Source organism: Scytonema sp. HK-05 (genome assembly GCF_963872035.1).
Taxonomy (GTDB): Bacteria; Cyanobacteriota; Cyanobacteriia; order Cyanobacteriales; family Nostocaceae; genus Kalymmatonema.
In genome coordinates this window covers 1-26,392 of the sequence record NZ_CAWMYC010000006.1, presented here as the reverse complement: position 1 = coordinate 26,392, position 26,392 = coordinate 1, and the positions used below count along the sequence as shown (strand labels likewise).

General features: G+C 45.1%; 23 protein-coding genes and 2 pseudogenes. 20 read left to right on the top strand and 5 right to left on the bottom strand.

Annotation, left to right across the window (positions count from 1 at the left end):
* The first annotated feature begins 92 nt into the window (after positions 1–92).
* On the top strand, positions 93–272 hold the full coding sequence (locus AACT52_RS02395) for a chlorophyll a/b-binding protein (protein ID WP_073635946.1): 180 nt from the start codon (positions 93–95) through the stop codon (positions 270–272).
* 400 nt (positions 273–672) lie between these two features.
* Here AACT52_RS02395 and AACT52_RS02390 read toward each other — a convergent pair whose 3' ends face one another.
* Positions 673–882 carry a hypothetical protein gene (locus tag AACT52_RS02390; RefSeq protein ID WP_083630786.1) on the bottom strand — a complete coding sequence of 70 codons (210 nt, stop codon included), beginning with the start codon at positions 880–882 and terminating at the stop codon, positions 673–675.
* A 411-nt stretch (positions 883–1,293) separates the two neighbouring features.
* Here AACT52_RS02390 and AACT52_RS02385 point away from each other — a divergent pair, with 411 nt between their 5' ends.
* The 3 genes from AACT52_RS02385 (at position 1,294) to AACT52_RS02375 (ending at position 3,825) form a co-directional block, all read left to right on the top strand.
* Positions 1,294–2,952, top strand: coding sequence for a RecQ family ATP-dependent DNA helicase (locus AACT52_RS02385; protein ID WP_073635945.1), 1,659 nt, complete (start codon positions 1,294–1,296; stop codon positions 2,950–2,952).
* 301 nt (positions 2,953–3,253) lie between these two features.
* Complete coding sequence (locus AACT52_RS02380) at positions 3,254–3,448, top strand: DUF2795 domain-containing protein (RefSeq protein WP_073635944.1); 195 nt, start codon at positions 3,254–3,256, stop codon at positions 3,446–3,448.
* Positions 3,449–3,561: 113 nt separating this feature from the next.
* On the top strand, positions 3,562–3,825 hold the full coding sequence (locus AACT52_RS02375) for a hypothetical protein (RefSeq protein WP_073635943.1): 264 nt from the start codon (positions 3,562–3,564) through the stop codon (positions 3,823–3,825).
* 564 nt (positions 3,826–4,389) lie between these two features.
* On the opposite strand, the gene AACT52_RS02370 is transcribed toward AACT52_RS02375, so the two are convergent.
* Entirely contained in the window at positions 4,390–5,163 is a 774-nt protein-coding gene (locus tag AACT52_RS02370) for a class I SAM-dependent methyltransferase (RefSeq protein ID WP_073635942.1), read from the bottom strand.
* 380 nt (positions 5,164–5,543) lie between these two features.
* On the opposite strand from AACT52_RS02370, the gene AACT52_RS02365 reads away from it, so the two are divergent.
* The 15 genes and pseudogenes from AACT52_RS02365 (at position 5,544) to AACT52_RS02295 (ending at position 21,817) form a co-directional block, all read left to right on the top strand.
* Entirely contained in the window at positions 5,544–6,620 is a 1,077-nt protein-coding gene (locus AACT52_RS02365; protein ID WP_073635941.1) for a glycosyltransferase family 9 protein, read from the top strand.
* On the top strand, positions 6,610–7,071 hold the full coding sequence (locus tag AACT52_RS02360) for a glycosyltransferase family 9 protein (protein ID WP_096549511.1): 462 nt from the start codon (positions 6,610–6,612) through the stop codon (positions 7,069–7,071). Before AACT52_RS02365 ends, AACT52_RS02360 begins: the two co-directional genes overlap by 11 nt.
* A 51-nt stretch (positions 7,072–7,122) precedes the next feature.
* Positions 7,123–8,091, top strand: a complete 969-nt coding sequence (locus AACT52_RS02355) for a glycosyltransferase (protein ID WP_073635940.1) — start codon at positions 7,123–7,125, stop codon at positions 8,089–8,091.
* A gap of 73 nt (positions 8,092–8,164) precedes the next feature.
* Positions 8,165–10,141, top strand: a complete 1,977-nt coding sequence (locus AACT52_RS02350; protein ID WP_073635939.1) for a glycosyltransferase — start codon at positions 8,165–8,167, stop codon at positions 10,139–10,141.
* An 81-nt stretch (positions 10,142–10,222) separates the two neighbouring features.
* Entirely contained in the window at positions 10,223–10,948 is a 726-nt protein-coding gene (locus AACT52_RS02345; RefSeq protein ID WP_073635938.1) for an SDR family oxidoreductase, read from the top strand.
* 307 nt (positions 10,949–11,255) lie between these two features.
* Positions 11,256–11,864, top strand: coding sequence for a D-glycero-alpha-D-manno-heptose-1,7-bisphosphate 7-phosphatase (locus AACT52_RS02340; protein ID WP_233154203.1), 609 nt, complete (start codon positions 11,256–11,258; stop codon positions 11,862–11,864).
* Complete coding sequence (gene rfaE2, locus AACT52_RS02335; protein WP_198941096.1) at positions 11,864–13,411, top strand: D-glycero-beta-D-manno-heptose 1-phosphate adenylyltransferase; 1,548 nt, start codon at positions 11,864–11,866, stop codon at positions 13,409–13,411. The genes AACT52_RS02340 and rfaE2 overlap by 1 nt, the downstream gene beginning before the upstream one ends.
* A 242-nt stretch (positions 13,412–13,653) precedes the next feature.
* Positions 13,654–14,748 carry a lipopolysaccharide heptosyltransferase II gene (gene waaF / locus AACT52_RS02330; RefSeq protein WP_073635935.1) on the top strand — a complete coding sequence of 365 codons (1,095 nt, stop codon included), beginning with the start codon at positions 13,654–13,656 and terminating at the stop codon, positions 14,746–14,748.
* A gap of 136 nt (positions 14,749–14,884) precedes the next feature.
* Positions 14,885–15,715, top strand: coding sequence for a glycosyltransferase family 2 protein (locus tag AACT52_RS02325; RefSeq protein ID WP_073635934.1), 831 nt, complete (start codon positions 14,885–14,887; stop codon positions 15,713–15,715).
* Between the two features lie 64 nt (positions 15,716–15,779).
* Positions 15,780–16,847, top strand: coding sequence for a glycosyltransferase family 9 protein (locus tag AACT52_RS02320; protein ID WP_083630785.1), 1,068 nt, complete (start codon positions 15,780–15,782; stop codon positions 16,845–16,847).
* Between the two features lie 8 nt (positions 16,848–16,855).
* Positions 16,856–17,959: a glycosyltransferase family 9 protein gene (locus tag AACT52_RS02315; protein WP_073635933.1), complete on the top strand. Its 1,104-nt coding sequence runs from the start codon at positions 16,856–16,858 to the stop codon at positions 17,957–17,959.
* Between the two features lie 43 nt (positions 17,960–18,002).
* Entirely contained in the window at positions 18,003–19,247 is a 1,245-nt protein-coding gene (locus AACT52_RS02310; RefSeq protein ID WP_073635932.1) for a glycosyltransferase, read from the top strand.
* A 232-nt stretch (positions 19,248–19,479) separates the two neighbouring features.
* Positions 19,480–19,794: pseudogene (locus AACT52_RS02305) on the top strand (glycosyltransferase family 9 protein); the annotation flags it as partial.
* 113 nt (positions 19,795–19,907) lie between these two features.
* Positions 19,908–20,936, top strand: a complete 1,029-nt coding sequence (locus AACT52_RS02300; protein WP_073635929.1) for a YihY/virulence factor BrkB family protein — start codon at positions 19,908–19,910, stop codon at positions 20,934–20,936.
* A gap of 269 nt (positions 20,937–21,205) precedes the next feature.
* Entirely contained in the window at positions 21,206–21,817 is a 612-nt protein-coding gene (locus AACT52_RS02295; protein WP_073635928.1) for a DUF411 domain-containing protein, read from the top strand.
* A 21-nt stretch (positions 21,818–21,838) separates the two neighbouring features.
* On the opposite strand, the gene AACT52_RS02290 is transcribed toward AACT52_RS02295, so the two are convergent.
* Entirely contained in the window at positions 21,839–22,942 is a 1,104-nt protein-coding gene (locus AACT52_RS02290) for a DNA topoisomerase IB (RefSeq protein WP_073635927.1), read from the bottom strand.
* Between the two features lie 591 nt (positions 22,943–23,533).
* Between AACT52_RS02290 and purB the strand changes: the two genes are divergently transcribed.
* On the top strand, positions 23,534–24,829 hold the full coding sequence (gene purB, locus AACT52_RS02285) for an adenylosuccinate lyase (protein WP_073635947.1): 1,296 nt from the start codon (positions 23,534–23,536) through the stop codon (positions 24,827–24,829).
* Positions 24,830–25,543: 714 nt separating this feature from the next.
* Here the strand turns inward: purB and AACT52_RS02280 are convergent.
* Both AACT52_RS02280 and AACT52_RS02275 read right to left on the bottom strand, forming a co-directional pair.
* The gene (locus tag AACT52_RS02280) at positions 25,544–25,840 is read right to left on the bottom strand and encodes a hypothetical protein (protein WP_073635926.1); all 297 of its coding nucleotides are present in this window, start codon (positions 25,838–25,840) and stop codon (positions 25,544–25,546) included.
* A 213-nt stretch (positions 25,841–26,053) separates the two neighbouring features.
* A pseudogene (locus tag AACT52_RS02275) lies at positions 26,054–26,392 on the bottom strand (hypothetical protein); the annotation flags it as partial.

Below are 26,392 nucleotides of genomic sequence, written 5' to 3'. Positions count from 1 at the left end.
CACGTAGATATGCACAATTACCGGAAAAATCTCGGCAAGAATACCAAGATTTGCCTAGATATGCACAAAATTTATCGAGCAGCAGCCAACCCATGTCAAACAGCCCGAAAACTACACCTTTGGTATCAGATGAACGCAATGTTTGGCGCTGGGGCTTGACTCCTGAGAGCGAAATTTGGAATGGTCGTTTTGCAATGATTGGCTTTTTATCTGTTGTGTTACTTGAAGTGTTTTCTGGTCAAGGGTTTCTTCATTTCTGGGGTATTTTCTAGATTTCGTTTCTAGATTGAGGCTGATTTGCATCAAGGTTCCATCCGCCTTTCGTTCATAAAAAGATGGCAAGGAAACCCCGTCTCTTAAGCGAACGGGGAGGAATTGCCGCCTTGCCGCCTTAGTCATTAGTCATTGGTCAATCGTCATTAGTATAATTAAGCACCATTTTCATAAAAAACATACTAAGGACTAATAACTAATGACGCCGGACTTCGATTTCCCCCCGGCTTTTTGTGAAACTGTAGCGTAGCGGTTCCTCTTAGGAATTACGCAGTGAAATGTTCTTGTCCGGGGGATGAGTTAAACTTTTCTATTAAAAATCACCGATAGCTATCGGTGATTTTTAATTTTTTGAATATCAAGTAATATTTTTTACAGTTAAAGATTTGGACGTAATTGTTAGCTTGCCAAATCAACCAAAGCGTCCCATCGGAACCGGACTACGCGTGAGACTGATTTGCGATCATGCTCAGTAGTGAATACTGATAGTGTGATACTTGTTTGACCAGGGTCTAAGATGCCTTTCACAGTGCATTTCTGCATCCTATTGTTGCAGTAGGCAACGATGCGATCGCCAACCTGGATATCCAACGCTTTAATTTTCAACAACGACTTAACCTCATAAAAAGATTCTTGGCTCAGCTAGCTGCATTCAGCTTTGCCTACTTATCTACATAAATCACTAAATAGATATTTTTTCCTTAGTATTATCGGCAGGTTATGCTGCTCTGAATTGCCCTCTACCCAAAGAAAAGAAAAATATATTGCTACATTTTACTAGCCTTACTCATAATAACACATAGGAAAAAGCTTGCATCAAACTTTATATTTTATTGTCAAGTTACTTTATACCTAAAATCTTCTTAAATGTAATTTCAGCTGAAATCTTTATAAGTGAGTTTGATTCCAAAAATTATTTCGCAACCTAAAAGCTTATTTATTTTTTTCTTAATTCCTAAGAGAGAAGGCAGTGCTTTGAGTCCAAATCCAACATAGACTTATTAGGATAAGGACTGAAGTATGGCTAAGCAGCGCTCAAAGCAAAAGCAGATTCAAGACATTGCACAAGAAACTTTTGGTTACGACAGCTTGCGTCCAGGACAGCAACAAGTCATCGAAGCAGTTGTCGAGGGACACGATACTCTAGCTGTGATGCCTACAGGTTCAGGTAAATCAGCGATTTACCAAATTGCTGCTTTGTTAGTTCCTGGTGCAACAATAGTTATTTCTCCTTTAATTGCCCTTCAGCATGACCAAGTAGAAGCGATTGAGGAGCAGGATGTGGCTGAAGCTGCTGTTGTCAACTCTGCCATACCTAACGCAGAACGAGAGGAGGCGTTTGCAGATTTAGAAAAGAAAAAGCTAGAATTTTTGTTTCTCGCCCCAGAACAATTTAATAATGAGGAAGTTCTCGCACAAATAGCAGATGCAAAACCTTCTCTATTTGTAGTAGACGAAGCTCATTGTATCAGCGAGTGGGGGCATGATTTCCGTCCTGATTACTTGCGGTTGGGTGGTGTGATTGATACGCTTGGTCATCCCACTGTACTTGCCCTAACTGCTACCGCTTCACCGATTGTGCGGGATGAGATTGTGGAACGTTTGAGAATGCGCAAACCGCATATATTCGTACGTGGATTTGACCGTCCGAATATTTGGTTAGGTGTGGAGACTTTCCACGATGAAGCTGAGAAACAAACTGCTTTGGTCAAGCGTGTTGTCGCTGCCGAAAAACCTGGTATAATTTACGCTGCAACTCGTAAACACACTGAGGAAATAACTGAAAATTTATGTAAAAAAGGTATCAAAGCCGTCCATTATCATGCAGGAATGAAAGCATCAGAACGCGAGCAAGTTCAAGCTGCATTCATGGCTGATGAGGCAGAGGTTATTGTCGCCACTACTGCTTTTGGTATGGGGGTAGATAAACCGAATGTGCGCTTTGTGTTTCACTACGACATTAGCGATTCTATTGACTCATATTATCAGGAAATTGGACGCGCCGGACGGGATGGGGAGGAGGCGAAAGCGATTCTGTTTTATCGTTCAAATGACCTGAACATCCGCCGTTTTTTAACCAGCGGCGGTAAGGTAGATTTTGAGGAAGTTTTGCAAGTCGCAGAAGCAGTGCAAAAGGCTGATGCACCACTTGAGCCGAAAGATTTACAGCAACAAACAGAACTATCTCAAAATAAACTCACAAAAGCTCTCAGTCGCTTGGAAGAAGTGGAGGCGGTAGAAATTTTGCCGACTGGCGAGGTTATTAAAAGCGAGGCAGAAGTCAACCAAGAATCAGCAGCTGCTTCAGCAGCACTGGCTGAGGAACGACGAGAACAATTTGTGCGTAGACGCGAAGCGGCTTGTCGCCAGACATCGCGCTTAGAAATGATGCGAAACTACGCCGAATTGCAAGATTGTTGTCGCCAGTATCTGCTCAACTATTTTGGTGAACCAATACAGAACAAGTGTGGATTTTGCGATAATTGCCAAGCTGGAGTCACTGTTGAGGAGACTGCCTTTCAACCTTTCCCTATCAACAGCAGTGTCATTCACACCAAGTTTGGTAAAGGGCGGGTGATGCGCTACGAAGGCGATAAAGTGGTGATTTTGTTTGACAAAGTAGGCTATAAAACCTTCGCTGTTGAGCTTGTGCAGGGACTGCTGAAGCAAGTGGAGTAAAACATGGCGTTGCTGAATCAAGATATGAATTTCAAAATTCTCATTGATGTAGAGACGTGCCATGGCACGTCTCTACAGGTATTTGCTCTTTTTTATCATCAAAAAGTTAATTCCATAGGATTACCAAGTTTTATAAACCTAATCCAGTATTAATACTGACGCTTTCTAAGTATCCTTGTGAATAAGATCTAACAGTTTCCAGTGTAATAAATTACAACAATCTCAGCTTTTTTTCTTAGTGATTGACTGAATTTTTACTCTTTTCACTGGTACATAGTGTTAGACCTTGAGGAGGATAATTATGGCTAAAGTGAATCTAGGGCAGCTAGAAAAAAACTTGAACGAAGTTAACTATCCCCTTAGCAAAAAAGACTTGATTAAGTATGCTGAAGAAAAAGGTACCGACGAAAAAGTGCTTCGAGCTTTGAAACAGTTACCTTCAAAAGAGTATGAAACGCTAGCAGATGTCACCAAAGCTATCAACAAAAGCCAATAAACCTCTCCAGAAATTAGATAATTTCTCAAGCAACACAAAGGTGTCAGGCTTCTGCTTGAGATCTCTAATAGTGGATGAGCCTAGAAGAGGAATGAGCAATACCAGGAGTAAATATGAGCAGCAACAGCGTACTAACTGCAACCACAACCGTCAAAACACTCTCGCTAGCAGACTGGCTGGTGATCGCCGACACTCTCAACTACGAGCGGTTGTGGGCATTCGATAAATTTAACCAACACTCATCATCAGAAACATACGATCTCAGCGCCCTGACTCTGAAAGATTGGGAAGAGATAGCAGAGCTCATTGGATGTGACACATATTGGGCTAACCGCAGATACCGCGCTCACACTGTTGGCTCAAAAAGCAGTCGATAGTTATTGAGTTGCTTCTCTATAATGAAATGAGGGGATTAAAAAAGCCTTCAGTAGCCACATGGTGCGCGTTTCCAGCGTAGTGAAGTGACACTTTTTTCTCGCGATCGCGGCTCAATCTTACAAGAAGCCGCGATCGCACTCAATCAAATTTCAGTTACAGCAGTTTTCAATTGGTTCAAACACACAGCAATGTTCTTTCAGGTACAGTGGGGGCTCATACGTGTCAATTTAAGGTGAAAGGCTATTTAATCCATACTCTGGCTAATTTGTCAATCACCTCTACTGGACAGGCGCTCTAGCTTTCATCCACAGATTTTTCGTAATACTACAAATTACTATATTTGTAGTCAGGAAGGCAAGCAGTTAATTGAGTGGCTCTTCCTATACCACTACTCATCTAACATCTGCCAATATTTTCAAAGACAACTAAACTCTAAACACCAACGCAAGCTTCGAGTTATCGCTCAACCCGTAACTCAGCAGCATAACACCTCGCTTGAGGGGCTGCAAACAACCTCAAACTCAACACCAATGACTTTCCGCAGTCTGCTCCTTTGCGAATTGTTATGCGCTTTTGCAAGCTGAGACAGCAGATGGTGCGAAACTACCAAAAGTTACTGCTTTAAGAATTACATCTCGGATTGCATTGTTATAAAACCGAATGTTTGTCATGCCACGAAGCTCAAAATATTTTGCATACTCAACCTGATGGACGATGTCTGCCAGGACAACCATACCATTAGGTTTGAGAACTCTAATAATTTCATCTAGTGCTTTTTTCCGATCAGTCTCTGCTTCTAAGTTATGAACCGCCCAACTTGAGATCACAACATCAAAGTAGTTTTCTGGAAAAGGCAACTGACGCATATCGGCTGTTTTGACTTCAACGCGCTCTGTAACACCTTCAGTTGCAGCATTTGATAGTGCAGCAGCAGAACTATTGTTGGCTTGATCGTGCTGATGCCATAGGTCAATGCCAATAGCCTTGCCAGAGGTAAGGCGCTTTGCAGCCCCGACTAGCATTAAACCTCGTCCACAACCAACGTCAAGCACAAGCTCACTACCTGACCACTGAACTAGGTTCAGTAGTTTCTCTGTGTCTTTTAACTTCATGACTTTACTGCCATAAAGCATGAAGCAACCCATGCCAAGCAAGTAGGTGGCTGCAATACCCAATAGCGCACCGACAGTTATTTTCGGAATTTGCCCAAATATCGATGAGAGTAGCACCACAAGAAAGATGAAGAGTGCAACTGCACCAGCTATAAAAAAGAAACGCACTAGACCTGGCGCATCAATCCCATAATTCGGTTTGCTTTGAACATTCTCAGCCGCCATTACCCTTACGTCTCATCAGAAACAACTGAGACAAAACTAGTACATTTGTTCATATTGGTCAAGTGCCGATATCACAAATGTTCTGCTGATAGCCTCATAGTTTTCTCAACGGCTCATGTAATTCCTCAACTGATTCTAATATTTTTACTTTAGTTACTCTAGCTATCTTTACTCTTTCATACCTATCTCTATCATATTTTTCGTGAAATGGTATAAGTCACCAGATGAGTTGTATTGGATTTGTGTTTACAATTCTTGCCCTGTTTTTGTGCATTTGCACAATTGCAATGACCAACAGGAAAAACTTCTTTGGTCAAATGCCCAATGAACTGGAGTTCGCGACAGAGTAATGTTAAAACAGTCGTCCAGGAGGTGAATGCGTGTCCCACACAAATCGACTCAGCAAGCATCTACCCATCGCTCGGATAGCTATCGTGCGATCGCTTCCCGGATTGGGCGATTTACTGTGTGCTGTACCTGCCATGAGAGCGTTACGAGCAGCTTTCCCACAGAGCCACATTACCCTGATTGGTCTTGCGTGGGCAAAAGCTTTTGTGGAGCGCTTCAGCCATTACCTTGATGAGTTCTTAGAGTTTCCCGGCTATCCAGGAATTCCTGAAGTTGCGCCACCAATCGACAAAATACCACAGTTCTTGGCTAGCGTACAGCAACAACGCTTTGACTTGGCATTGCAAATGCATGGCAGCGGTATCATCAGCAATACTTTCACCGTCTTACTTGGTGCGCGTGTCAACGCTGGTTTTTATCTGCCTGGTCAATACTGTCCAGATGCAGATTATTTCCTACCATATCCAGCTCACGAACCAGAAGTATGGCGTCACCTGCGGTTGATGGACTACTTGGGAATACCGCTCCAAGGCTATGAACTGGAATTTCCTTTGAGTCAAGAGGATTTTTCAGCTTTGCACAAAGTCGAGGAAGTGCAGGCTCTCCAGAAAAGAAAGTATGTCTGCATTCATCCTGGTGCAAGTGTGCCAGAAAGACGTTGGTCTGTGGAAAATTTTGCGGCTGTCGCTGATGCAATTGCTGATCGTGGTTTCCAGGTTGTGCTGACTGGCACAGCACCAGAAGCAAATCTCACGCAGTCAATTGCCCAGATGATGCAAGCAAAGCCGATTCATTTGGCGGGAAAGACCAGCTTGGGTGCATTGGCAGCGCTTTTGAGTCAGGCAGAATTGCTGATATGTAACGATACTGGTGTATCGCATTTAGCAGCAGCTTTGGGAGTTAAGAGTGTTGTGATTTTTACGAACTCTGACCCGCATCGTTGGGCACCGTTAGACCGCGATCGCCATCGCATCTTGTACAACAACAAGAAGGAAGAAAATCCGTCTTCTTTGTTCAATTTTCACTCTTCTATCTTTACCATATCCCCAGAAATGGTTATGGATCAGGTGGATGAGCTACTGTCAAAGGAGGTAGCAAATGTTACCTAAATTGACGAATGTGCAAAAAGTTTTGGTGATGCAAGTCGGTAGTCGCCAAGATTTAATGCTAACTATTCCTGCGCTCCAAAAGTTGCGCGAACTGGTAGGAGATGCCACCATCACATTGATGGTTTCTCCGTGTAATAGCGAAATAAGTATAGAACTGCCTTGGGTAGATGAAGTATTTGTCTATGAGGGTGGTGACACATTTGTAGATGCTGAACGCGAATTGGCGTTGATATCCAAGCTTCGCCAAAGCGCTTTTGATGCAGCTGTCATTTTCACAAATCCTGGAGAGTCGCCTTACCCCCTAGCATATATCTGCTATTTGGCAGGAATTCCCATACGTATCGGTCAATCGCAAGAGTTCGGCGGCGGCGTTCTTTCGGAATGGGTGAAGCTGTCATCAAAAGATTCTCACCCAGTAGATAAACACCTTTTTTTAATAGAGTGCAAATGACTAATGTACAGACGTCCCAGGGCACGTCTCTACAATTTATGACTAATAACTATGAAACCATTACGCATCCTCACCTGGCATATCCACGGTAGCTATCTCCACTACTTAACACAGAGTCACCATCACTTTTATTTGCCTGTCAAACCAGAACGACCGGAAGGATATGGCGGTCGTTTGGGGGGTTTTCCTTGGTCAGATAATGTTCATGATGTTCCCGCAGAGGAAGTTAGAAATCTCAAGTTTGACTGTATTTTATTTCAGTCGCGCAAGAACTATCTTGAAGACCAATACGAAATTCTCTCTGAGTCACAGCGACGACTACCCCGAGTTTACCTTGAACACGACCCACCACGAGAACAGCCAACAGACACACGTCATGTTGTAGATGACCCAAACGTGTTGCTGGTTCATGTGACGCACTTTAACCAACTGATGTGGGATAGTGGTCGCACTCCGACTCGTGTGATTGAACATGGAGTTATGATACCCGATGGTGTTCGCTACACAGGTGAACTGGAACGGGGACTGGTGGTGGTGAATGGTTTGCGATCGCGTGGTCGTCGTTTGGGTGCAGATGTCTTTGAACGAGTCCGCCAAGAAATTCCCCTAGACTTGGTTGGTATGGGTGCAGAAAAACTCGATGGACTAGGCGAAATTCCACATCATCAACTACCAGCATTTGCTTCACGCTACCGCTTTTTCTTCAATCCCATCCGCTACACCAGCTTAGGACTTGCTGTGTGCGAAGCAATGATGGTGGGTTTGCCAATCATTGGACTAGCAACCACAGAAATGGTCACGGTAGTAGAAAACGGAGTTTCTGGTTATGTTGATACTGATATTGAAAACCTTATTTCCAAAATGCGTCAACTTTTAAACGACCAAACTCATGCACAAAAGTTGAGCCAAGGTGCAATAGCAACAGCGCAAAAACGCTTTAACATCCAAAGATTCTGCCAGGACTGGGACGAAGCATTTCAATCAGTCATTAGTCCTTTGTCTTCTGTTCTTAGTAAATGACTAATGACAAAGATGTAGAGACGCGCTGTTTGAAGCGTCTCTAGAATAACCAATGACTAATGACTAATAACAAATGACTAAATCGATTGCCTTAATTAGCGAACACGCCTCACCTCTTGGTACCTTTGGGGGTGCAGATAGTGGTGGTCAAAATGTGTATGTAGGACAGATCGCAAAACATCTGGCTATTGCTGGATACAAAGTTGATGTTTTTACACGACGCGATAGTCAGGATTTGCCAGAAATCATTCAATGGATGGATGGCGTTAGGATTATTAATGTGCCTGCTGGTCCTCCCATGTACGTCCGTAAAGAGGATATGTTGCCGTATATGGAAGAGTTTACGGCATATGTCCTGAATTTTTGTCAAAATCCTTGGTCTTTTCAAAGCAAAGCGCACAAAAAGTACGACTTGATACACGCAAATTTCTGGATGTCAGCATTGGTAGCGGCAGAAATTAAGCAAGTGTTGGGGATTCCTTTTGTTGTGACTTTTCATGCTCTCGGTCGTGTGCGCCGCTTTTGGCAAGGTGAGGCGGACGAATTTCCTGATGAGCGATTTATTATTGAAGACCGCATCGTTGCCGAAGCCGATCATATCATCGCTGAATGTCCGCAAGATGAGGAAGACTTGCTGCGTCTGTATCATGCCAAAAAAGAGAAAATCACGATTATTCCTTGTGGCTTTGATGCAACTGAGTTTTGGCAAGTTGATAAAACAACCGCTCGTAAAAAGCTTGGTTTACCGCCTGATGAGCGTCTGATTCTCCAGTTAGGACGTTTGGTACCTCGAAAAGGCGTTGATACGGTGATTCGTGCTTTCGGGCATCTTCTGCAACAGTATCACATCCAGGCAAGACTCTTGATTGTAGGCGGTGAATCAGAAGAACCAGATCCCCATTTGACACCAGAAATCGCTCGTTTGCAAACTATTGCAACTGAAGAAGGCGTTGAGTCGCAAGTGACATTTGTCGGACGCCGCAGCCGGGAAATGGTTAAATATTACTACTGCGCTGCTGATGTTTTCGTGACAACACCTTGGTATGAACCGTTTGGCATCACACCTTTAGAGGCGATGGCTTGTGGAACGCCTGTGATTGGTTCTCACGTCGGTGGTATTAAATATACCGTACAAGACAGTGAAACTGGGTATCTTGTACCGCCAAATCAGCCAGAGGCGATCGCCGAACGCATTGCCTATCTTTTCCAAAATCCTCAAGCACACAAGCGTTTCAGCCACAACGCAATACAACGCGTCAAACACCAGTTTACCTGGGAAAAGGTAACAAGTTCAGTCGCATCGCTGTATGAAAAAGTCTTGAGTCAAAAGCACAAACCAATTTTTCTTTCCCCCCCGGCTTCCCCACCTTCCCCTGCTCCTCTTCTTTCCTCTTCCCTCGCTTTTGTTGATGACAGTTTTGCAGCAGCAATAGCGGCGATGGAAAAATCCCGACAGACTTTGAAAGCTGCCATTGTTGAAGCAGCGGAGGCACTCTTGAGTTGCTTTTCCTTGGGTGGTAAGGTGCTTGTTTGTGGCAATGGTGGTAGTGCGGCGGATGCTCAACACTTTGCAGCGGAATTTGTTGGTAAATTACGTTGCTCGAAGCGTGCGGGGCTACCAGTGATTGCATTGACGGCTGATACTGCTTTTTTAACTGCTTGGGCGAATGATGTTGGGTACGAGTATGTTTTTTCCCGACAGGTAGAAACATTTGCTCAACCGGGCGATGTATTACTTGGTATTAGTACGAGTGGGCGATCGCCCAATATCATCGAAGCCTTTAAAACTGCTCGTCATTCCCACATCAATACTATTGCTTTAGTTGGCGGTGACGGTGGAGAATTATTGCCACTAGCAGATTTAGCACTCGTTGTCCCAGCAACTGATACCCAACGTATTCAAGAGGTACATCACCTCGTACTACATCTTTTGTGTGAATTGGTTGAGAAGCAAGTTGGGAAAAAAGAGGAGGGGGAGAGTGGGAGAGTGGGAGAGACAAAGAGTACCGAATGGAAATCATCACTTCTATCAACTCGGGTAATACCGTAGTGAGGACTAAAGTCCTCTCCTAACATAACAAGGACTAAAGTCCTCACTACAAAAATTAATTGAAAGGAGAAAACACAAACAATGGAAGAGCTCAAAGACAAAGTCGTATTAGTCACAGGCGGCGGACGTGGACTTGGTGAAGCTATCAGCCACACATTATCATCAGCAGGTGCGATCGTCGTTGTTGCAGATATTCGAGACGACTTAGCCCATAAGGTGAGTAGCGAAATTCAAGCTAATGGCTTTCAAGCATTGCCGTTAGTGTTAGATATTACCAGCGAAGAACAAGCTCAAACAGCGATCGACAAGATTATCTCCCAATACGGACGCTTGGATGCTCTCATTAACAATGCTGGTACTGATCTCACTGTTTCAATCGAGGAGCTTTCAATTAAAGATTGGGACAGAATTCTTGCTGTTAACTTACGCGCTCCCTTTATCTTGTCAAAATTCGTTTTACCCGTCATGAAACAACAGGGTAGCGGTCATATTATTAACATTGCTTCCACCGCGTCAAAGCGAGCGTGGGCAAATGCTTCAGCTTACCATGCCAGTAAATGGGGATTGTTGGGCTTTAGTCACGCCTTACATGTAGAAGCGCGTCCTTATAATATCAAAGTGACAGCTTTAGTTGCAGGTGGGATGCAAACGCCATTTTTGCTAGACCGTTTTCCTGATATTGATGTCAGCAAGTTGCAAGATCCCAAGAATGTAGCTGCAACAATTCGATTTTTGCTATCTACGCCAGAGGGAACTGTTATTCCTGAAATGACAGTTCTACCACTGGGCGAGAGTTCTTGGCCCTAATAACGAGATGGGGTATTCAGGTTTGAGCTTCCAACACTCATGCGCGAGTTTCCAACACTCACGCACGAGTTTCCAAGCTTGATATAGCGCAATTCAATTGAATGAAATAATTATTTATCTGTGTCCATCTGTGTCCATCTGTGGTTCATATTTTCTTTCTGTACCTTACCCAATTGCAAACCAGTACACCTCTCAAAAACAATATAAAGACGTCTCATGGCACGTCTGGTACAACGGTTGTAGACAACGCACAATTAATTTCTGGAGATTCCTAGTATAAACGAGGTTTGGCGCTTGAGTGATGATCATGCAAGCTGTTTTCCTGGATAAAGACGGGACTCTAATTGAAGATGTACCGTACAATGTTGATCCGCAACAAATTAAGCTAACGTCTGGTGCGATTGAGGGATTGCTTTTACTCCAAGAAGCTGGGTACAAGTTGATTGTCATTACCAACCAGTCAGGTGTAGCGCGGGGGTATTTTCCCGAATCTGCGCTTGTGGCGGTAGAAGAACGATTGTGTCAACTTTTAGCAGCAGAAGGTATCTACCTAGCTGGTTTTTATTACTGTCCCCATCACCCGAATGGAGTCGTGCCAGAATTTGCACTTGTTTGTGACTGTCGCAAACCTGCACCAGGTTTACTTCTACGTGCGGCTGGTGAACACAACATCGATTTGCGTTCATCTTGGTTTATTGGCGACATCCTTAATGATGTAGAAGCTGGGCTTTGTGCTGGGTGCAAAACAATTTTGATCGATAATGGCAATGAGACTGAATGGGAATTCTCTGCACAGAGAACACCAGATTTTATTGTTACTGACCTCATGGAAGCAGCACAGGTGATATTATCTGGTGATGAAAATCCCGTTAGTAGGGGCACAGCATTGCCGTACCCCCACTTAGGAGGACGCTAGTGAAACCTGAGTTGACAAAACTATTGGATGCGATCGCTCATCTTCATGTCATCGTCATAGGTGAAGCGATGTTGGATGGCTACTTAGAAGGATTTAGCGATCGCCTTTGTCCAGAGGCTCCAGTGCCAGTTGTTACTCTGAAAAATCGCTTATATGTTCCCGGAGGCGCTGCTAATACTGCTGTCAATGTCCGTAGTCTCAGCGCAAATGTGACATTTTTATCAGTTATTGGCGATGATTGGGAGGGTTCTCAACTACAGCAAGCACTTTCAGAACGTGGCGTTTCCACAAAACACATCCTCAAAGCCTCAAATAGACAGACCCTTGCTAAGCAGCGAGTGATAACAGCGTCGCAAATCCTAGTAAGATTTGATTCTGGCACCACTGATGCCATTGACGCTGACAGCGAGCAAGCACTAATTGAGAAACTGGAGCTTTTATTTTCAGAATGCGATGCCGTGATTGTCTCAGATTACGGTTATGGAATTTTGACACAAAGAGTGATTGATGCATTAGCACAACTTCAGCAAAACAATCCTCGCGTTCTTGTCGTTGACTCTAAAAACCTCACCGCCTACCGTCACCTTAACGTCACCGCAGTCAAACCGAACTACAAGCAAGCAGTGCAGTTGCTTGATATCCCGTTGCCCCCCCTTATTAAGGGGGGGATGGGGGGGATCTCCCGTGCAGAGCAAATCAAACCTTATGAGGAAAAACTACTCAACCTCACAGGTGCGAAAATTGCTGCTGTCACCTTGGATGCTGAAGGTGCAATCATTTTCGAGCATGATTCCCCGCCCTACCGCACCTATGCCCTACCTACCGCCGAATCCCGTACTTCAGGGGCAGGAGATACCTATAGTAGCGCCCTAACCCTTGCCCTAGCAGCAGGTGCTGCAACACCACTTGCTGCTGATTTCGCCGCCGCCGCCGCCGCTGTCGTTGTACGAAAAGAGGGAACCACCGCCTGTTCTGCGGAAGAACTGCGTGAGTTTATTTCCAAAGTGGGGGAAGCAGGGGAAGCAGGGGAGCAAGGAATTTCTCCCTCATCCCCTCCCGAAAAATACATCCCCAATCTCAACCAACTTCGCTCGCTTGTGACCTCTTACCGTCGCACTGGACATAAAATAGTTTTCACCAACGGTTGCTTTGACATCCTCCATGCTGGACACGTTTCCTATCTCAATCGTGCTAAAGCATTGGGTGACATACTGATTATTGGCGTTAACTCCGACGACAGCATCCGCCGTATCAAAGGTGAAAATCGCCCTATCAACCCCTTGGAAGACCGCATCCAAGTTCTGGGCGGACTAAGTTGTGTTGATTATCTCGTTGCTTTTAACGAAGACACCCCAATCGACCTGATCCGCTTAGTTCAACCCGATGTCTATGTCAAAGGTGGCGACTACACTAAAGAAACTCTACCAGAAGCACCTGTGGTAGAACAATACGGCGGTATCGTTGAACTTTTGCCGTTTATAGAAAACCGTTCCACCACTCGTATCATCAAGCGTGTTTGTCAATTAAATATCGAGCAAGATGACTAAGTACAGTATTTCATTAATTCGTAGCGGATTAAATTTGGCGAGACTCTGCGTCCCTCTGCGCTACCTTGGCGTTCCTCTGCGTTTAAAAAAGTTACGAACTTCAACGCCTGTACTAAGAAATTATGGAACCACAGATGGACACAGATGCACACAGATGGTTTTTATCTGTGTTTATCTGTGTGTATCTGTGGTTTAAAATCTCCAAATTTACTCGGCGGAGAGGTTCCGCTGACTCATAACTCATGACTACTTGGAACACTGCTGAAAACATCCTGTGCATCCGACTCGACACAATTGGCGATGTGTTGATGACGACACCAGCAATTCGCGCCTTAAAAGCATCACATCCCAACCGTCGAATTACGTTGCTTACTTCCTCTGCAGGTGCATCTACTGCCTCACTCGTCCCAGATATTGATGAAGTGATTGTCTACGATGCACCTTGGTTAAAAGCAACAGCACCGCGACTTAATAGCCGTCCTGAGTACGAAATGGCAGAACACCTGCGGCGTCTCAAGTTTGATGGTGCCATTATTTTTACTGTATATAGTCAAAACCCGCTACCCTCAGCATTTCTCTGCTATTTGGCAGATATTCCCCTGCGGCTGGCTCATTGTCATGAAAACCCCTACCAACTCCTAACAGATTGGGTAAAAGACCCAGAACCAGAGCATTGTGTGCGTCATGAAGTACGTCGTCAACTGGACTTAGTTGCTACAATTGGCTGCCAAATAGATGACGAAAGAATGTCCCTGCGTGTCCCAGAAAAAGCTTTAGCTACCGTTAAGGATATTCTGCAACAACTCGGCATTAGCCAGCAGCGTCCTTGGGTGGTCATTCATCCCGGTGCAACGGCTGCTTCACGCCGCTACCCGCCTGAAAAATTTGCTGTTGTTGCCCGCACTTTAATACAAGACATGGGTATTCAGGTAATCTTTACAGGCACCGAACCAGAACGAGAACTGGTTACAGGAATTCAAACAGCAACGGGTGTTCTGTCTCATTCACTTGTCGGGTGCCTTAACCTCAATGAACTGGCAGCACTCTTGTCACTTGCCCCTCTGCTCATTTCCAATAATACTGGTCCCGTTCACATTGCTGCTGCTGTTGGTACACCAGTTGTGGACTTGTATGCTCTGACCAATCCTCAGCATACTCCTTGGGGTGTTCCTAATCGCGTGCTGTTCCATGATGTTCCTTGTAAGAACTGTTACAAGAGTATTTGCCCTGAAGGACATCAAAATTGTTTGCAACTGGTTACACCAGAGTCTGTGGTGGATGCTGCTTGTGAACTGCTCAATTCTCCGCCTGCTACCCTTGCCACTGTTAAGACATGACCGTTTGTCTCGTTCCCTGACTCTGGCAGGGAATGCCTTATCTGAGGCTCTGCCTCATAAATTATACCTATTGGAGGCAGAGCTTCCTGTCATTCATTTCCAGGCTGAGCCTGGGAACGAGAAATACTGTTAAAACATGAACGTTGATATCCTCATTCCTACCTATTCTCGCCCTGCTGCTTTGGCTGTCACCCTGGCTAGCCTGATAGCCCAAACTTACCGTGACTTTCGCATCGTCATTTCTGACCAAACTGAGGATAGTAACCCGGTGGAGAATGGCGAGGTGCAAGCGGTGCTGCGTGTGCTTCGTGCTCATGGTCATGCGGTGGAAGTCCACAAACACTTACCCCGTCGGGGAATTGCCGAACAACGGCAATTTTTACTAGAGCAAGCAAGAGCTCCTTATGCCCTTTTTCTCGATGACGACTTGATTGTAGAACCTTTTGTGGTTGAAAATATGCTTGCTGCCATAAAAGAAGAACGCTGCGGTTTCGTGGGCAGTGCGGTTATCGGACTCAGCTTTATTGATGATGTTCGTCCCCACGAGCAAAAAATTGAGTTTTGGGATGAGCCAGTGCAGCCGGAAAGTGTCAAACCTGACACACCAGAATGGGAGCGCTGGCGTTTGCATAACGCTGCTAATCTTTACCATGTCCAGAAAAGCTTGGGTCTTACCCAGAAAGAGCAACGCAAATACCGTGTAGCTTGGGTGGGTGGTTGTGTCATCTATGATACAGAAAAACTTCGCGGCATCGGTGGCTACTCGTTCTGGCAGCAGCTTCCCTCGGAACACTGTGGTGAGGATGTTTTCGTGCAGTTGCGGTTGATGGAACTTTACGGCGGTTGTGGAATTATTCCTTCGGGTGTCTATCATCAAGAGTTGCCTACTACGATTGTTGACCGGAGTCATCCTGCAGATAAAGCTTTGTTATTTAAACCACAGATGGACACAGATGGACACAGATGAAGAAAAAGTATCTGTGTTCATCGGTGCGAATATGTGGTTTATTTTTCATAATAAGTAGTTAAATATGCGTAAAATTCTGTTTGTCGAGCTATTGGGTGGAATTGGCGATGTTTTAATTGCATTGAGTGCGATTCATGGCTTAGCACTATCTTACCCAGCTGCCGAACTGACAGTTTTAACTTTCCCGCCAGGAGGTGAACTGCTAAAAAGCGATCCGCTGATTAAGCGCGTTATCTATGCGGAACCAGGAAAGGCAAAACAATCAGTTGTTGAGTTACTATCTCGTGAAACTTTTGATTTGATTGTCTCAGATACAAATTACGACGGTATTGATGTAGAGACGCGCCATGGCGCGTCTTTACATAATGCGCGGGTGGTGACGAATTTGTGGCGACAACCTCCAGCAGATGAATTGGTGGGCGATCGCTTTGTCAAAATCCTACAAGCAGAAGGTTTAATTAGCCCGGATGCGATTAAACCTGCACAACTCCACCTCACTCCTGAGGAACTAAGTAGATCACAAGACCTATTCAATCACGTCCGCCGTCCTTTGGTGTTTTTATGTCCAGATGCGGGGATGGCAATTAAGCGCTGGTCTGATGTAAATTTTATTACTATCGGTCAAATTTTGCAGCAGCGTTGGGATGCGACTGTAATTGTCCCAGTGGGTTCTGATGCGAAACAAGCGGCATACATTGCTGAGGCGATAGGGGGTGAAGCGCGGATTTTGCCTCGTGGGAAGTTGCGGGATTTGGCAGCAGCTTTGGCGTGTGCTGATTTGGTCATTGCTGCTGACACGGGTCCAGCACGGATAGCTGCGGCGTTGAATGTGCCAACTATTACTTTGTTTGGTCCTTCTTGGCATGGGCGTTATGGTCAACCGTCACCTCATGTCAATTTGCAAGGATACCCGGAGTGTCCTGAGCGCAATATCAGTAATTTTACGGTGCAGCGGTGTTGGTACGGTGGGGTGTGTCCGTTGGATAAGGGTTGGCAAAGTTGTATGGAGGGGATTTCGGTTGATGAGGTGTTGGCTGTGGTGGAGGGGTTTTTAAACGAACCGCCAAGCCTGCCCTCGAGCGAAGCGAAGGGACGCCAAGGGTGCCAAGAAAGAGAAGAAGAGGTTTATTAGTTAGGAAAATGAAGTCGATACTAGAAAATTCAAAATCTAATATCCAAAATCCAAGGTTGCATGGGTTAGGTAACATTCTGGTGATGCGGCTGGACAATATTGGTGATGTAATTATGACGAGTCCGGCTTTGCGGGCAATTAAGGAGAATTTGCCGGAGAGTCGTTTGACTTTGATGGCAAGTCCGGGTGGAGCGCTAGCAGCAGAGTTATTACCTTGGGTGGATGCAGTATTACCGTGGCGTGTGCTGTGGCAGGATTTGGGTAAGTTGGATTTCGATCCGGCGCGGGAGTGGGAATTGGTGAGGACGTTGCAAAATGGCAAGTTTGATGCAACGATTATTTTCACGAGTTTTAGTCAGAGTCCTCATCCGGCAGGATTTTTGTGTTACTTGGCAGGTGTTCCGTTACGGGTGGGTGAGTCTAAAGAAGCGGGAAATGGTGTACTGACGCTAGAAGTATCATCTGCACCAGATGAGATTCATCAAGTTGAACGAAATTTGAGATTAATAGAAGCTGCTGGGTTTGAAGTTTATGATCGCAGTCTCTGCATTCAAATACCAGAAGCTGCACAACGAGAAGCGGTAATGTTATTAGGGACTAGTAGCGATCGCTTAAGTGCTTACCACAACTATATCTTGCTCAATCCCTGGACAAGTTGCCAATCTCGCAATTATGACTCTCAACGCTTTGCGATCGCTGCACGTCGTCTAGCAGAAATAACACAAATGCCTGTGGTGGTTACTGGTGTAGAAAAAGACCGCTCCAAAAGTCCATCTTTACTTGCTACACTAGGCGATTATGGAATTGACTTGATTGGCAAAACAACTTTGTCTCAACTAGCTGCACTGATTGCCAATGCAAAACTTGTACTTACCAACAACACTTCAACGATGCACATAGCTGATGCTACGCGCACACCCACTGTTGTCATGTTTGCGGGAACTGAACTTGAGTGTCAATGGGAACCGCGTAATGGTACTTCCCGCTTACTCCGCCGTCCTACGACCTGTAGTCCTTGTTACACTTTTACTTGTCCTTATCAGTTGGAATGCTTAGATATCTCTCCAGAGGAGGTAGTAGCCGCAGGGCTGGAATTGTTAAAGATTTCGTAGTAAGCGCAAAGAGCGCTTATTACCAATCAGTTACCGATGACTAATGACTATTACCATTGCCATTATTGCTGGTACTTACAAACCGGAGCGCTGTGGTGTTGCTCATTACACTGCTTGTTTGCGGGATGCCCTGAAAAAGCAGGAATGCCAGTCTGTTGTCCTCACTACCCATGCAGCTGCCACAGAAGTTAATGACTCCACCGTCATGGGTGTGGTACAAGATTGGCGATTTGCTGATTTAATGTCTTTGGTACAAGCAGTACACGCCACCAAAGCTGATATTTTGCATATCCAACATGCAGCAGGCACTTACGGTTTTGAGCGTGCTATCTTTTTGTTACCGCTACTTCTGAAAGCGACAGGTTATCGCAAACCAATTGTCACGACTGTGCATGAATACGGCTGGTGGGAATGGCAACCGAAAGGTATTCCACCGCAACTTGTAGAATGGTTGAAAATGTGGGGACAGCAGCGCGGCTGGTGGGATAGAGAAGATGGGTTTTTACTGACTTTAAGCGATGCATTAATTACAACAAATGCGGAAGCTGAAGAAGTTATCCATCAACGGCTACCACAATTAATTGACCGCGTATCGCTTATACCCATCGCTGCAAATGTTGATGTTACGCCTATTGAACGAAACACAGCACAACAACAATTACGTCAAAGGTGCAACTTTGCTCAAGATACCACCATCATCGCATTTTTTGGCTTTCTCCATCCAGTCAAAGGGTTAGAAACGCTTCTACCAGCATTCAAAAAAGTTCTAACAACTCATCCGCAAGCGCGATTGTTGCTACTTGGTGGTGTGGAAAGTCTAGCTTTGCGGGGAGAAGAAGCAAAACGTTACTGGGATAAACTCCACACGCTTGTAGCTGAACTGAACTTAAGCGAAATGGTGTATCTTACCGGCTATCTAGATGTTGAAACTGCCTCAAAATATCTTTCCGGGTGTGATGTTGGAGTCCTACCCTTCAACCACGGAATGACCATGAAAAGCGGTTCACTTCTGACTTTATTAGCTCACGGTTTACCAGTCATCGCCACCCAACATCCCACACCTCTACCCGATGGACATCCAGTACAGCTCGTTCCTCCTCGCGATATAGACGCTTTGGCAGATGCACTTTGCCAACTCCTAAACGACCCTGAGAAATGGAACCATTTAGGTAATGTCGGTCGTATTTTTATCGAAAACTATACTTGGTCCAACATAGCCCGATCGCACCTCAGCATCTACCAAAAACTCCTCTCCTCTGCGTCCTCTGCGCCTCTGCGGTTCTTTTAAAACGAATGCAACTCGACAATGTCCAAAAAATCGCCGTTCTCCCCGCCAACGCCATCGGTTGTGGTGACGGGTACAAAGTCGGAGCGATCGCTTGTTGAAGCGGTGATCACAAAAATGAACGCCCAAACACAGAATTTGTGCGATTGCGCAGAGCGCAGTGCCGTAAGTCCTGCGGACAGGCTGCGCCAACGCGGAGCGTCTCCGCTACTGAGAAGGCAATCGCCTTTCACTAGGCGGTCTTGCTGGTCTGCTCAAACTTTCTCGCGTTATGATCTCTAATGACTCTGGTCCGTTGCATCTAGCCGCTGCTGTAGGATGTGCAACTGTAGGCATTTTCTGGTGTGGGAACTTAATTACCGCCGGACCAATGAGGCGCGATCGCCACCGTCCCGCTATTTCCTGGCGTCTTCATTGTCCCGTTTGTGGTGTTGACTGTACCCGCGCTTCTTGTAATCATCGTGACTCATTTGTTGCGGATGTCCCCGTACAAGAAGTCGTTGATTCTGCCCTTGAGTTACTTGCTACCACATCTCTAGCAGACAGATGATTTCTACCTCCTGGAAGTTACACCAACGCCTTGGGAAAGATGCAGTACACACAAAATATTTGGTATCAATTGCTTCATGAGGAAGGCACATCACAGGAAAAGGAGATATTTTGATGAATTTAAAGGCAGTTTGGGGGCTGTTTCAAGAGACATTTAACGAATGGAGTAACGATAAAGCGTCGCGGTTAGCCGCAGCATTATCTTATTACACAATTTTTTCCCTCGCTCCATTGCTGATTATTGTAATTGCGATTGTTGGTGCGGTCTTTGGAGAAGATGCAGCAAGGGGTGAAATTTACCGACAAATAAGAGGTTTAGTCGGCGAGCCTGGCGCACTAGTTATCCAGACAGCAATTGAAAGTGCCAGCCAGCCCAAAGCGGGAACTATCGCCTCACTCATCAGTATTGTAGTCCTGCTATTTGGTGCTACTGGTTTATTTGCCGAGTTGCAAGATGCCCTTAATACAATCTGGGAAGTCCAGCCAAAACCTGGACGCGCTATGAAAAACATGGTTCGCCAACGCTTTACGTCGTTCGCGCTGGTGCTAGCCATTGGTTTTCTACTACTTGTATCACTTGTGCTTAGCGCGGTGTTGGCAGCAGTGGTTGGTTACTTTAGACATATGGTGCCTGGTGTCGATTTTATCTGGCAAATTGTCAACTTCCTCCTTGGTTTTGCCGTCACCACAGTGCTATTCGGACTCATTTTCAAAGTCCTGCCAGATGTCAAAATTACTTGGAATGATGTTTTGATTGGAGCCGCCCTCACCTCACTTTTGTTCTCCATTGGCAGGTATCTTCTGGGGCAGTATTTGGGTAACGGTAGCTTTGGCTCAGCCTACGGCGCTGCAGGTTCAGTTGTCGTTGTTCTAGCATGGGTTAACTATGCCGCCCAAATTCTCTTTTTCGGCGCTGAGTTTACCCAAGTTTATGCTAGAAAATATGGTTCTCGCATTGTCCCTGATAAACATGCCGTCCCCCTCACTGAAGAGGCTCGTCTAAATCTAGGGATGAAACCAAAAAATACGACTGCACAAACAAGAACAAGGAAACAATCTGGCAATAAGTCTAACTTCATTAGTCGTCTCTTGCGGCGCTTTAGCCAACATAAGCATTTAAAGCGCAAAAGAAGCCCTCGGTAATTTTAAAAACTTCTTTTGCATATGTATTTAGTAGAATTCTTGCAAAAGTCAATGTTTTTGAGATGAAACCACAGATGGACACAGATGGACACAGATAAATATTGGTGTCTATCTGTTTTTAAATATTAATTAATCATACTTTTGCAAGAAGTCTATTATGGAGAAAGCATATGTTTAACGAAAACCGCAGCCTGTGTACGTATATGTACTTAATAAAATTAAAAATGCGACATTTTTTGTCAAAGACCACAGGACTTAGAAAGTCTCAGATGTCGCACAAACAATTGATATACTGGTGGCAAAAATCGTTTTGTCCGATTATGCTACGTATTGCCACTAGAGTAGTGGTAACAATTTGTCTAACGGCAGGGGTGTTGGGCATTTTAGGAAGCAATGCTCCTGTGAGTCATGCTCAAGGTGTTTTTCCAACTTCTACTGCACTCAATACTCAACTGCTCAGTACAACCAGCCAGATACAGAACCAACACACAGCATTAAAATCAACACCACCAGATGTTACTGTGTATCGCAGTCCTGACTGTAGCTGTTGTGGTGGGTGGATTAACCACTTAAAGGCACAGGGTTTTGGAATCAAAGACTTTCCCACACCTGACATTGAAGCAGTAAAACAAAAGTACAACGTGCCAGATAACTTGGCATCTTGCCACACAGCAATTGTTAATGGATATGTTATTGAAGGACACGTACCAGCACAAGACATCAAACGTCTGCTTCAAGAAAAGCCAAATTCGCTTGGGTTATCTGTTCCCCAAATGCCTGTAGGCACTCCTGGGATGGAGATGGGGAATCAAAAAGACCCATTTACTGTGTTTTCCTTTGATAACAAGAGCAGAGTTGCGGTGTTTAATAAGTATTCATAGTAATTGACTTTTGCAAAAAGTCTATTTTTTGCTCTCTTCCAACAGATGCTGTTCGATAAGTTTAAGAACCGCTGCTTCTTCTGGACGCAGAGAGTCTGATGAAGCTGTTTTTTGATTCGATGCTTCCATAAACTCAAATAATGAGTCATCCATATAGGCATCGAGAACCGCAGGATGGACATAATATTTACGGCAAGTCGCTGGACGATTGCCAAGGTGTTCGGCTACGTTTTTGATAGCCTCAGTTACATTTTTCTTTGCCTGTGTTTGCGATTCAAATCGCCCGATTTCACATAATTCTTGTGCTGCCAAAACAGTACCACCCCAGGTACGAAAATCTTTAGCAGTAAAGTCTAAACCAGTCATCTCACGCAGGTAATTGTTGACATCGTCAGAACCGATAGGTTGACGGTGTCCTTCTTCGTCTAGATACTGAAATAATTCTTGTCCGGGGATATCTTGACAGCTTTTGACAATTTTTGCCAAACGGCGATCGCTCAATTCAATGTCATGAGCCACGCCACTTTTTCCCCGGAATTTAAACCGAATTTTGGAACCGGATACATCAACGTGGCGATCGCGCATCGTTGTTAAGCCAAAGGATTTATTCGTTTGGGCATACTCTTCATTTCCCACACGAATTTTGGTAATTTCCAAGAGTTTCACCACAGTCGCCAGCACCTTTTGTTTTGGTATACCTGTAAGCGCCATATCCTCTTCAACTCGCTTGCGGATACTTGGCAGTGCTTCCCCAAAGGCTATCATCCTGTTAAACTTCGTTTGAGAGCGTACCTGTCGCCAATGTTGATGATAACGGTACTGCTTGCGTCCTTTAGCATCGCGTCCCGTTGCTTGTAAATGTCCATGTGCTAATGGACAAATCCAGACTTCAGTCCAAGCAGGCGGAATAACAAGAGACTTAAAGCGGTTCAATTCCTCCTCATCACAGATTTCTTTGCCATCTGCATCAATGTAGCAAAATTCCTCATCAACACGCTGACGCTGAATTCCTGGAATGGTATCGCTTATGTAGCGCAATCCGACTATCTTTGCTGATTTAACAGGATCGATCTGGAGTGCAGCTTCAACTTCCTTTTTGATTAATTCCTTTTGAAGCGTTTGCATAGGTAGGCAAAAGCAAGTTTTGAATAAAACATCTCATACCATTTTGGAATGGCGATTTTGAATTTTAGATTTTCAAATAGGCTACTACTAGCCATTATTAAGCCATATGGTATTACAATTTACCTTAGCGAATGACAACTGCATTGCAATCTACACAAAAGCATACTCATCAAGATACAAACGAGATATAGCAATCCTAAATCATAAGCCCTGAACAAGATCCCCGACTTCTTGAAGAAGTCGGGGATCTGAATAATAAGAAAAACTCTTCAAAAAAAGCCTCTAGAGAAAACTAGAGGCTTTAGTAGTAATTGAGAAGAGAAATGCTGGAGAAGCATTGCTGTTTTATTCTGCCTTATGGCTAGCGAAGTACCCACATCCAGAAGGAAGAGAAAGAATAATGTGTATTTTGAGACTTTTAAATTATGAAATCACACTCAACAGGTACAAACTTGAAAGATGTAATACTATACACATCAAGCAAGTCACTTTTATATTGAAAAGCAAACTTTTGCCAAAAGTCTGGTAAATAGTCTTTATGACTTCCCGCTATTCTCTGTACAATATGACGGTTGTACTGTGTGGCGGACTGTGATTGAGCGTTATACCTTGCCCGAAATGGGCAATCTGTGGACGGAAGCCTATAAGTTAAAAACCTGGCTGCAAGTAGAAATCGCTGTTTGTGAGGCGCAGGCTGAGTTGGGTTACATTCCCACTGAGGCGGTTGAGGAGATTAAGGCAAAGGCGAATTTTGATCCAAAGCGGGTGCTGGAAATTGAAGCTGAAGTCCGCCACGATGTGATTGCCTTCTTGACAAATGTTAATGAATATGTTGGAGATGCAGGACGTTACATTCACCTGGGATTAACCAGTTCCGATGTGTTGGATACAGCTTTGGCGCTGCAACTGGTAGCCAGTCTGGATGTGTTGATGCAACGCCTAGAAGATTTGATTGAGGCAATTCGTCAAAAGGCAAAGGAACATCGCACTACGGTGATGATAGGACGTTCCCACGGCATTCACGCCGAACCTATCACGTTTGGTTTTAAGCTGGCTGGGTGGTTGGCAGAAGTGTTGCGCCACCAAGAACGTTTGAAAATTTTGCGTGAAACGATCGCTGTCGGTAAGATTTCTGGTGCGGTGGGAACATATGCCAATATTGAACCTCGCGTAGAGGCGATCGCCTGCCAAAAACTCGGACTTCAACCCGATGCAGCATCGACACAAGTCATATCGCGCGATCGCCATGCCGACTACGTGCAGCAATTAGCCTTACTCACTGCATCAATAGAACGTTTTGCCGTCGAAATTCGCAATTTGCAAAGAACAGACGTTCTGGAAGTCGAAGAATTCTTCTCCAAAGGGCAAAAAGGCTCCTCAGCAATGCCTCACAAACGCAACCCCATCCGTTCGGAACGGTTAACGGGAATGGCGCGAATTGTCCGTTCTCATGCGGTTGCTGCTTTGGAAAATGTCGCATTGTGGCACGAAAGGGATATTTCCCACAGTTCAGTAGAACGAGTCATTTTGCCGGATGCTTGCATTTTGACGCATTTTATGCTGTATGAAATAACCGAGTTGGTGAAAAACCTGTTGGTTTATCCCGAGAACATGGAACGCAATATGAATTTATATGGCGGTGTTGTGTTCAGCCAAAAGGTACTACTAGCATTGGTAGACAAGGGAATGAACCGCGAGGAAGCTTATGCGATCGTACAAGAAAACGCTCATACTGCTTGGAATAAGCCAAACGGCAATTTCCACGACTTAATTGTCAAAGATTCTCGCGTTACCCAAAAGTTATCGCCAGCAGAAATTGAGACGTGTTTTGATCCACAGCAGCATCTGCGACATCTAGAGCAGGTTTACCAACGACTGGGAATTTAGCTTGATCCAAAAGAAGCCCCACATCTCACCCGTTCGCGCAGCGTGGCGGAGGCATAGGGGAGTGTGGGGACGCCAGTCCCCTGCGGAGGGAAACCCTCCTTCAGGGCTGGCTCATGAATTTTGGGGCAATAACGCTAGTCACTCCGACCATTGTTGAACGTAGTTCAACACGGGAGTGGGGTGCTTGAGGAGTTGCCTATCTTCGTGATAGTATAAAAGTAGCCCAAACCGCTAGTTGGCGGACGAGAGTAGCCGTGGTCAGCGAACTTGTCAAAGCGGAATAATAAAAGGCTAGAGACCACACTGAGCTTGGAGGCGAATACCGTAGCTTCCCGATAGACAAAGCTCTAAATCAACACTCATTCGCCTGCGGAAGGCTGGGCGACTGCCGGGGTCTAGGCTTTGACCTAGTAAACGCCTATTGGCGAGAGATGCTGTGTAAGACCAAATCGTGCTTGCATGAAGAGGCGACGGCAAGTGATACCGGAAGCCTAGACCATACTGCTTGCAGTTGGTGTAGGTACTTCACTTTTGTAGTGAGCGCTTAAGCGCTTGCCTCGTTCCCAGGTTCCACCTGGGAATGCACTCCTTGAGGCTCTGCCTCGACAGTCAACTTCAGGAGGCGGAGCCTCCAGGATATCATTCCCAGACAGAGTCAGGGAACGAGAAAATTCCCAGGCAGAGCCAGGGAACGAGAAAAATGGCTAAAATTCATTATTTCAAACTTAACGGAGTCCAATCTCCAGAGGGAGTAAAGCTAGCCCAGAAGTAGGGATGTTCATAACCTGGGGTATTGAGAAAGCAAAAATCTTGATCATCTGTATTTAGAGGTTGGGAAAGTACAAGGTGAACGATTCGATAAAGTTCAATCTTTGCATCACCAGATTCAGAACCAAAGGTAAACTCAAGACGCAATCCCAAATTTTGAGGAAGTAAGGAAATTCCAACTAGATCAGCGCTTTTTAAATCTTCCAGAAAGGTTGTTATATTTCGGGTAATGCTTGTAGTCATGGAATCACAATTTCTCCAGTACTATGTGTATTGGCTCCAGGAACAAATTGTATTTGGCTACCAAATTGATCGTACCTGCGATTAGTTATGATTCCCACGTTGACTGCACCCCACCCCTTTATCCCCTCCCCGCAAGCGGGGAGGGGAGCCTAAGCGCAGCTTTGGCGGGGTGGGGTTCTTCAGGAATGGTAAGTAATCAACCGAACTATGGTTTTACTGTTTAGCGCACCCAGCAGGAGTAGATCCCAAACTATTGCCACCTGAGGTATGAGAGATCAGCGTAACGTGCCCTTTGCCGTCGAACACCCAACCAGTAGCGGGGACAATTTTCACGGTTTCATCTTTAGACGGTGGTTTCGCAGCAGGTTTCTCTGAGCGCTGCTGTTGCGATGCAATCGTTGACAGGCGAGTATCTAACCATACCACATCAGTGCTGAGGGGTTCGTAAGGGCTAGGAGGCAAACCGCCGCGTCCGGTAAAGGTAAATCTGCTTTTTTCTGTGTCAGAATCTGTGCTAGCAACGGCAGCACAGCTACTCTCTGCTATTAGCTC

Bases quoted from the DNA above. Each gene is read 5' to 3' on its own strand.
- AACT52_RS02395 (WP_073635946.1), top strand. From the start codon at position 93: ATGTCAAACAGCCCGAAAACTACACCTTTGGTATCAGATGAACGCAAT.
- AACT52_RS02385 (WP_073635945.1), top strand. From the start codon at position 1,294: ATGGCTAAGCAGCGCTCAAAGCAAAAGCAGATTCAAGACATTGCACAA.
- AACT52_RS02380 (WP_073635944.1), top strand. From the start codon at position 3,254: ATGGCTAAAGTGAATCTAGGGCAGCTAGAAAAAAACTTGAACGAAGTT.
- AACT52_RS02375 (WP_073635943.1), top strand. From the start codon at position 3,562: ATGAGCAGCAACAGCGTACTAACTGCAACCACAACCGTCAAAACACTC.
- AACT52_RS02370 (WP_073635942.1), bottom strand. From the start codon at position 5,163: ATGGCGGCTGAGAATGTTCAAAGCAAACCGAATTATGGGATTGATGCG.
- AACT52_RS02360 (WP_096549511.1), top strand. From the start codon at position 6,610: ATGTTACCTAAATTGACGAATGTGCAAAAAGTTTTGGTGATGCAAGTC.
- AACT52_RS02355 (WP_073635940.1), top strand. From the start codon at position 7,123: ATGAAACCATTACGCATCCTCACCTGGCATATCCACGGTAGCTATCTC.
- AACT52_RS02350 (WP_073635939.1), top strand. From the start codon at position 8,165: ATGACTAAATCGATTGCCTTAATTAGCGAACACGCCTCACCTCTTGGT.
- AACT52_RS02345 (WP_073635938.1), top strand. From the start codon at position 10,223: ATGGAAGAGCTCAAAGACAAAGTCGTATTAGTCACAGGCGGCGGACGT.
- AACT52_RS02340 (WP_233154203.1), top strand. From the start codon at position 11,256: ATGCAAGCTGTTTTCCTGGATAAAGACGGGACTCTAATTGAAGATGTA.
- waaF (WP_073635935.1), top strand. From the start codon at position 13,654: ATGACTACTTGGAACACTGCTGAAAACATCCTGTGCATCCGACTCGAC.
- AACT52_RS02325 (WP_073635934.1), top strand. From the start codon at position 14,885: ATGAACGTTGATATCCTCATTCCTACCTATTCTCGCCCTGCTGCTTTG.
- AACT52_RS02320 (WP_083630785.1), top strand. From the start codon at position 15,780: ATGCGTAAAATTCTGTTTGTCGAGCTATTGGGTGGAATTGGCGATGTT.
- AACT52_RS02315 (WP_073635933.1), top strand. From the start codon at position 16,856: ATGAAGTCGATACTAGAAAATTCAAAATCTAATATCCAAAATCCAAGG.
- AACT52_RS02310 (WP_073635932.1), top strand. From the start codon at position 18,003: ATGACTATTACCATTGCCATTATTGCTGGTACTTACAAACCGGAGCGC.
- AACT52_RS02300 (WP_073635929.1), top strand. From the start codon at position 19,908: ATGAATTTAAAGGCAGTTTGGGGGCTGTTTCAAGAGACATTTAACGAA.
- AACT52_RS02295 (WP_073635928.1), top strand. From the start codon at position 21,206: ATGTCGCACAAACAATTGATATACTGGTGGCAAAAATCGTTTTGTCCG.
- AACT52_RS02290 (WP_073635927.1), bottom strand. From the start codon at position 22,942: ATGCAAACGCTTCAAAAGGAATTAATCAAAAAGGAAGTTGAAGCTGCA.
- AACT52_RS02280 (WP_073635926.1), bottom strand. From the start codon at position 25,840: ATGACTACAAGCATTACCCGAAATATAACAACCTTTCTGGAAGATTTA.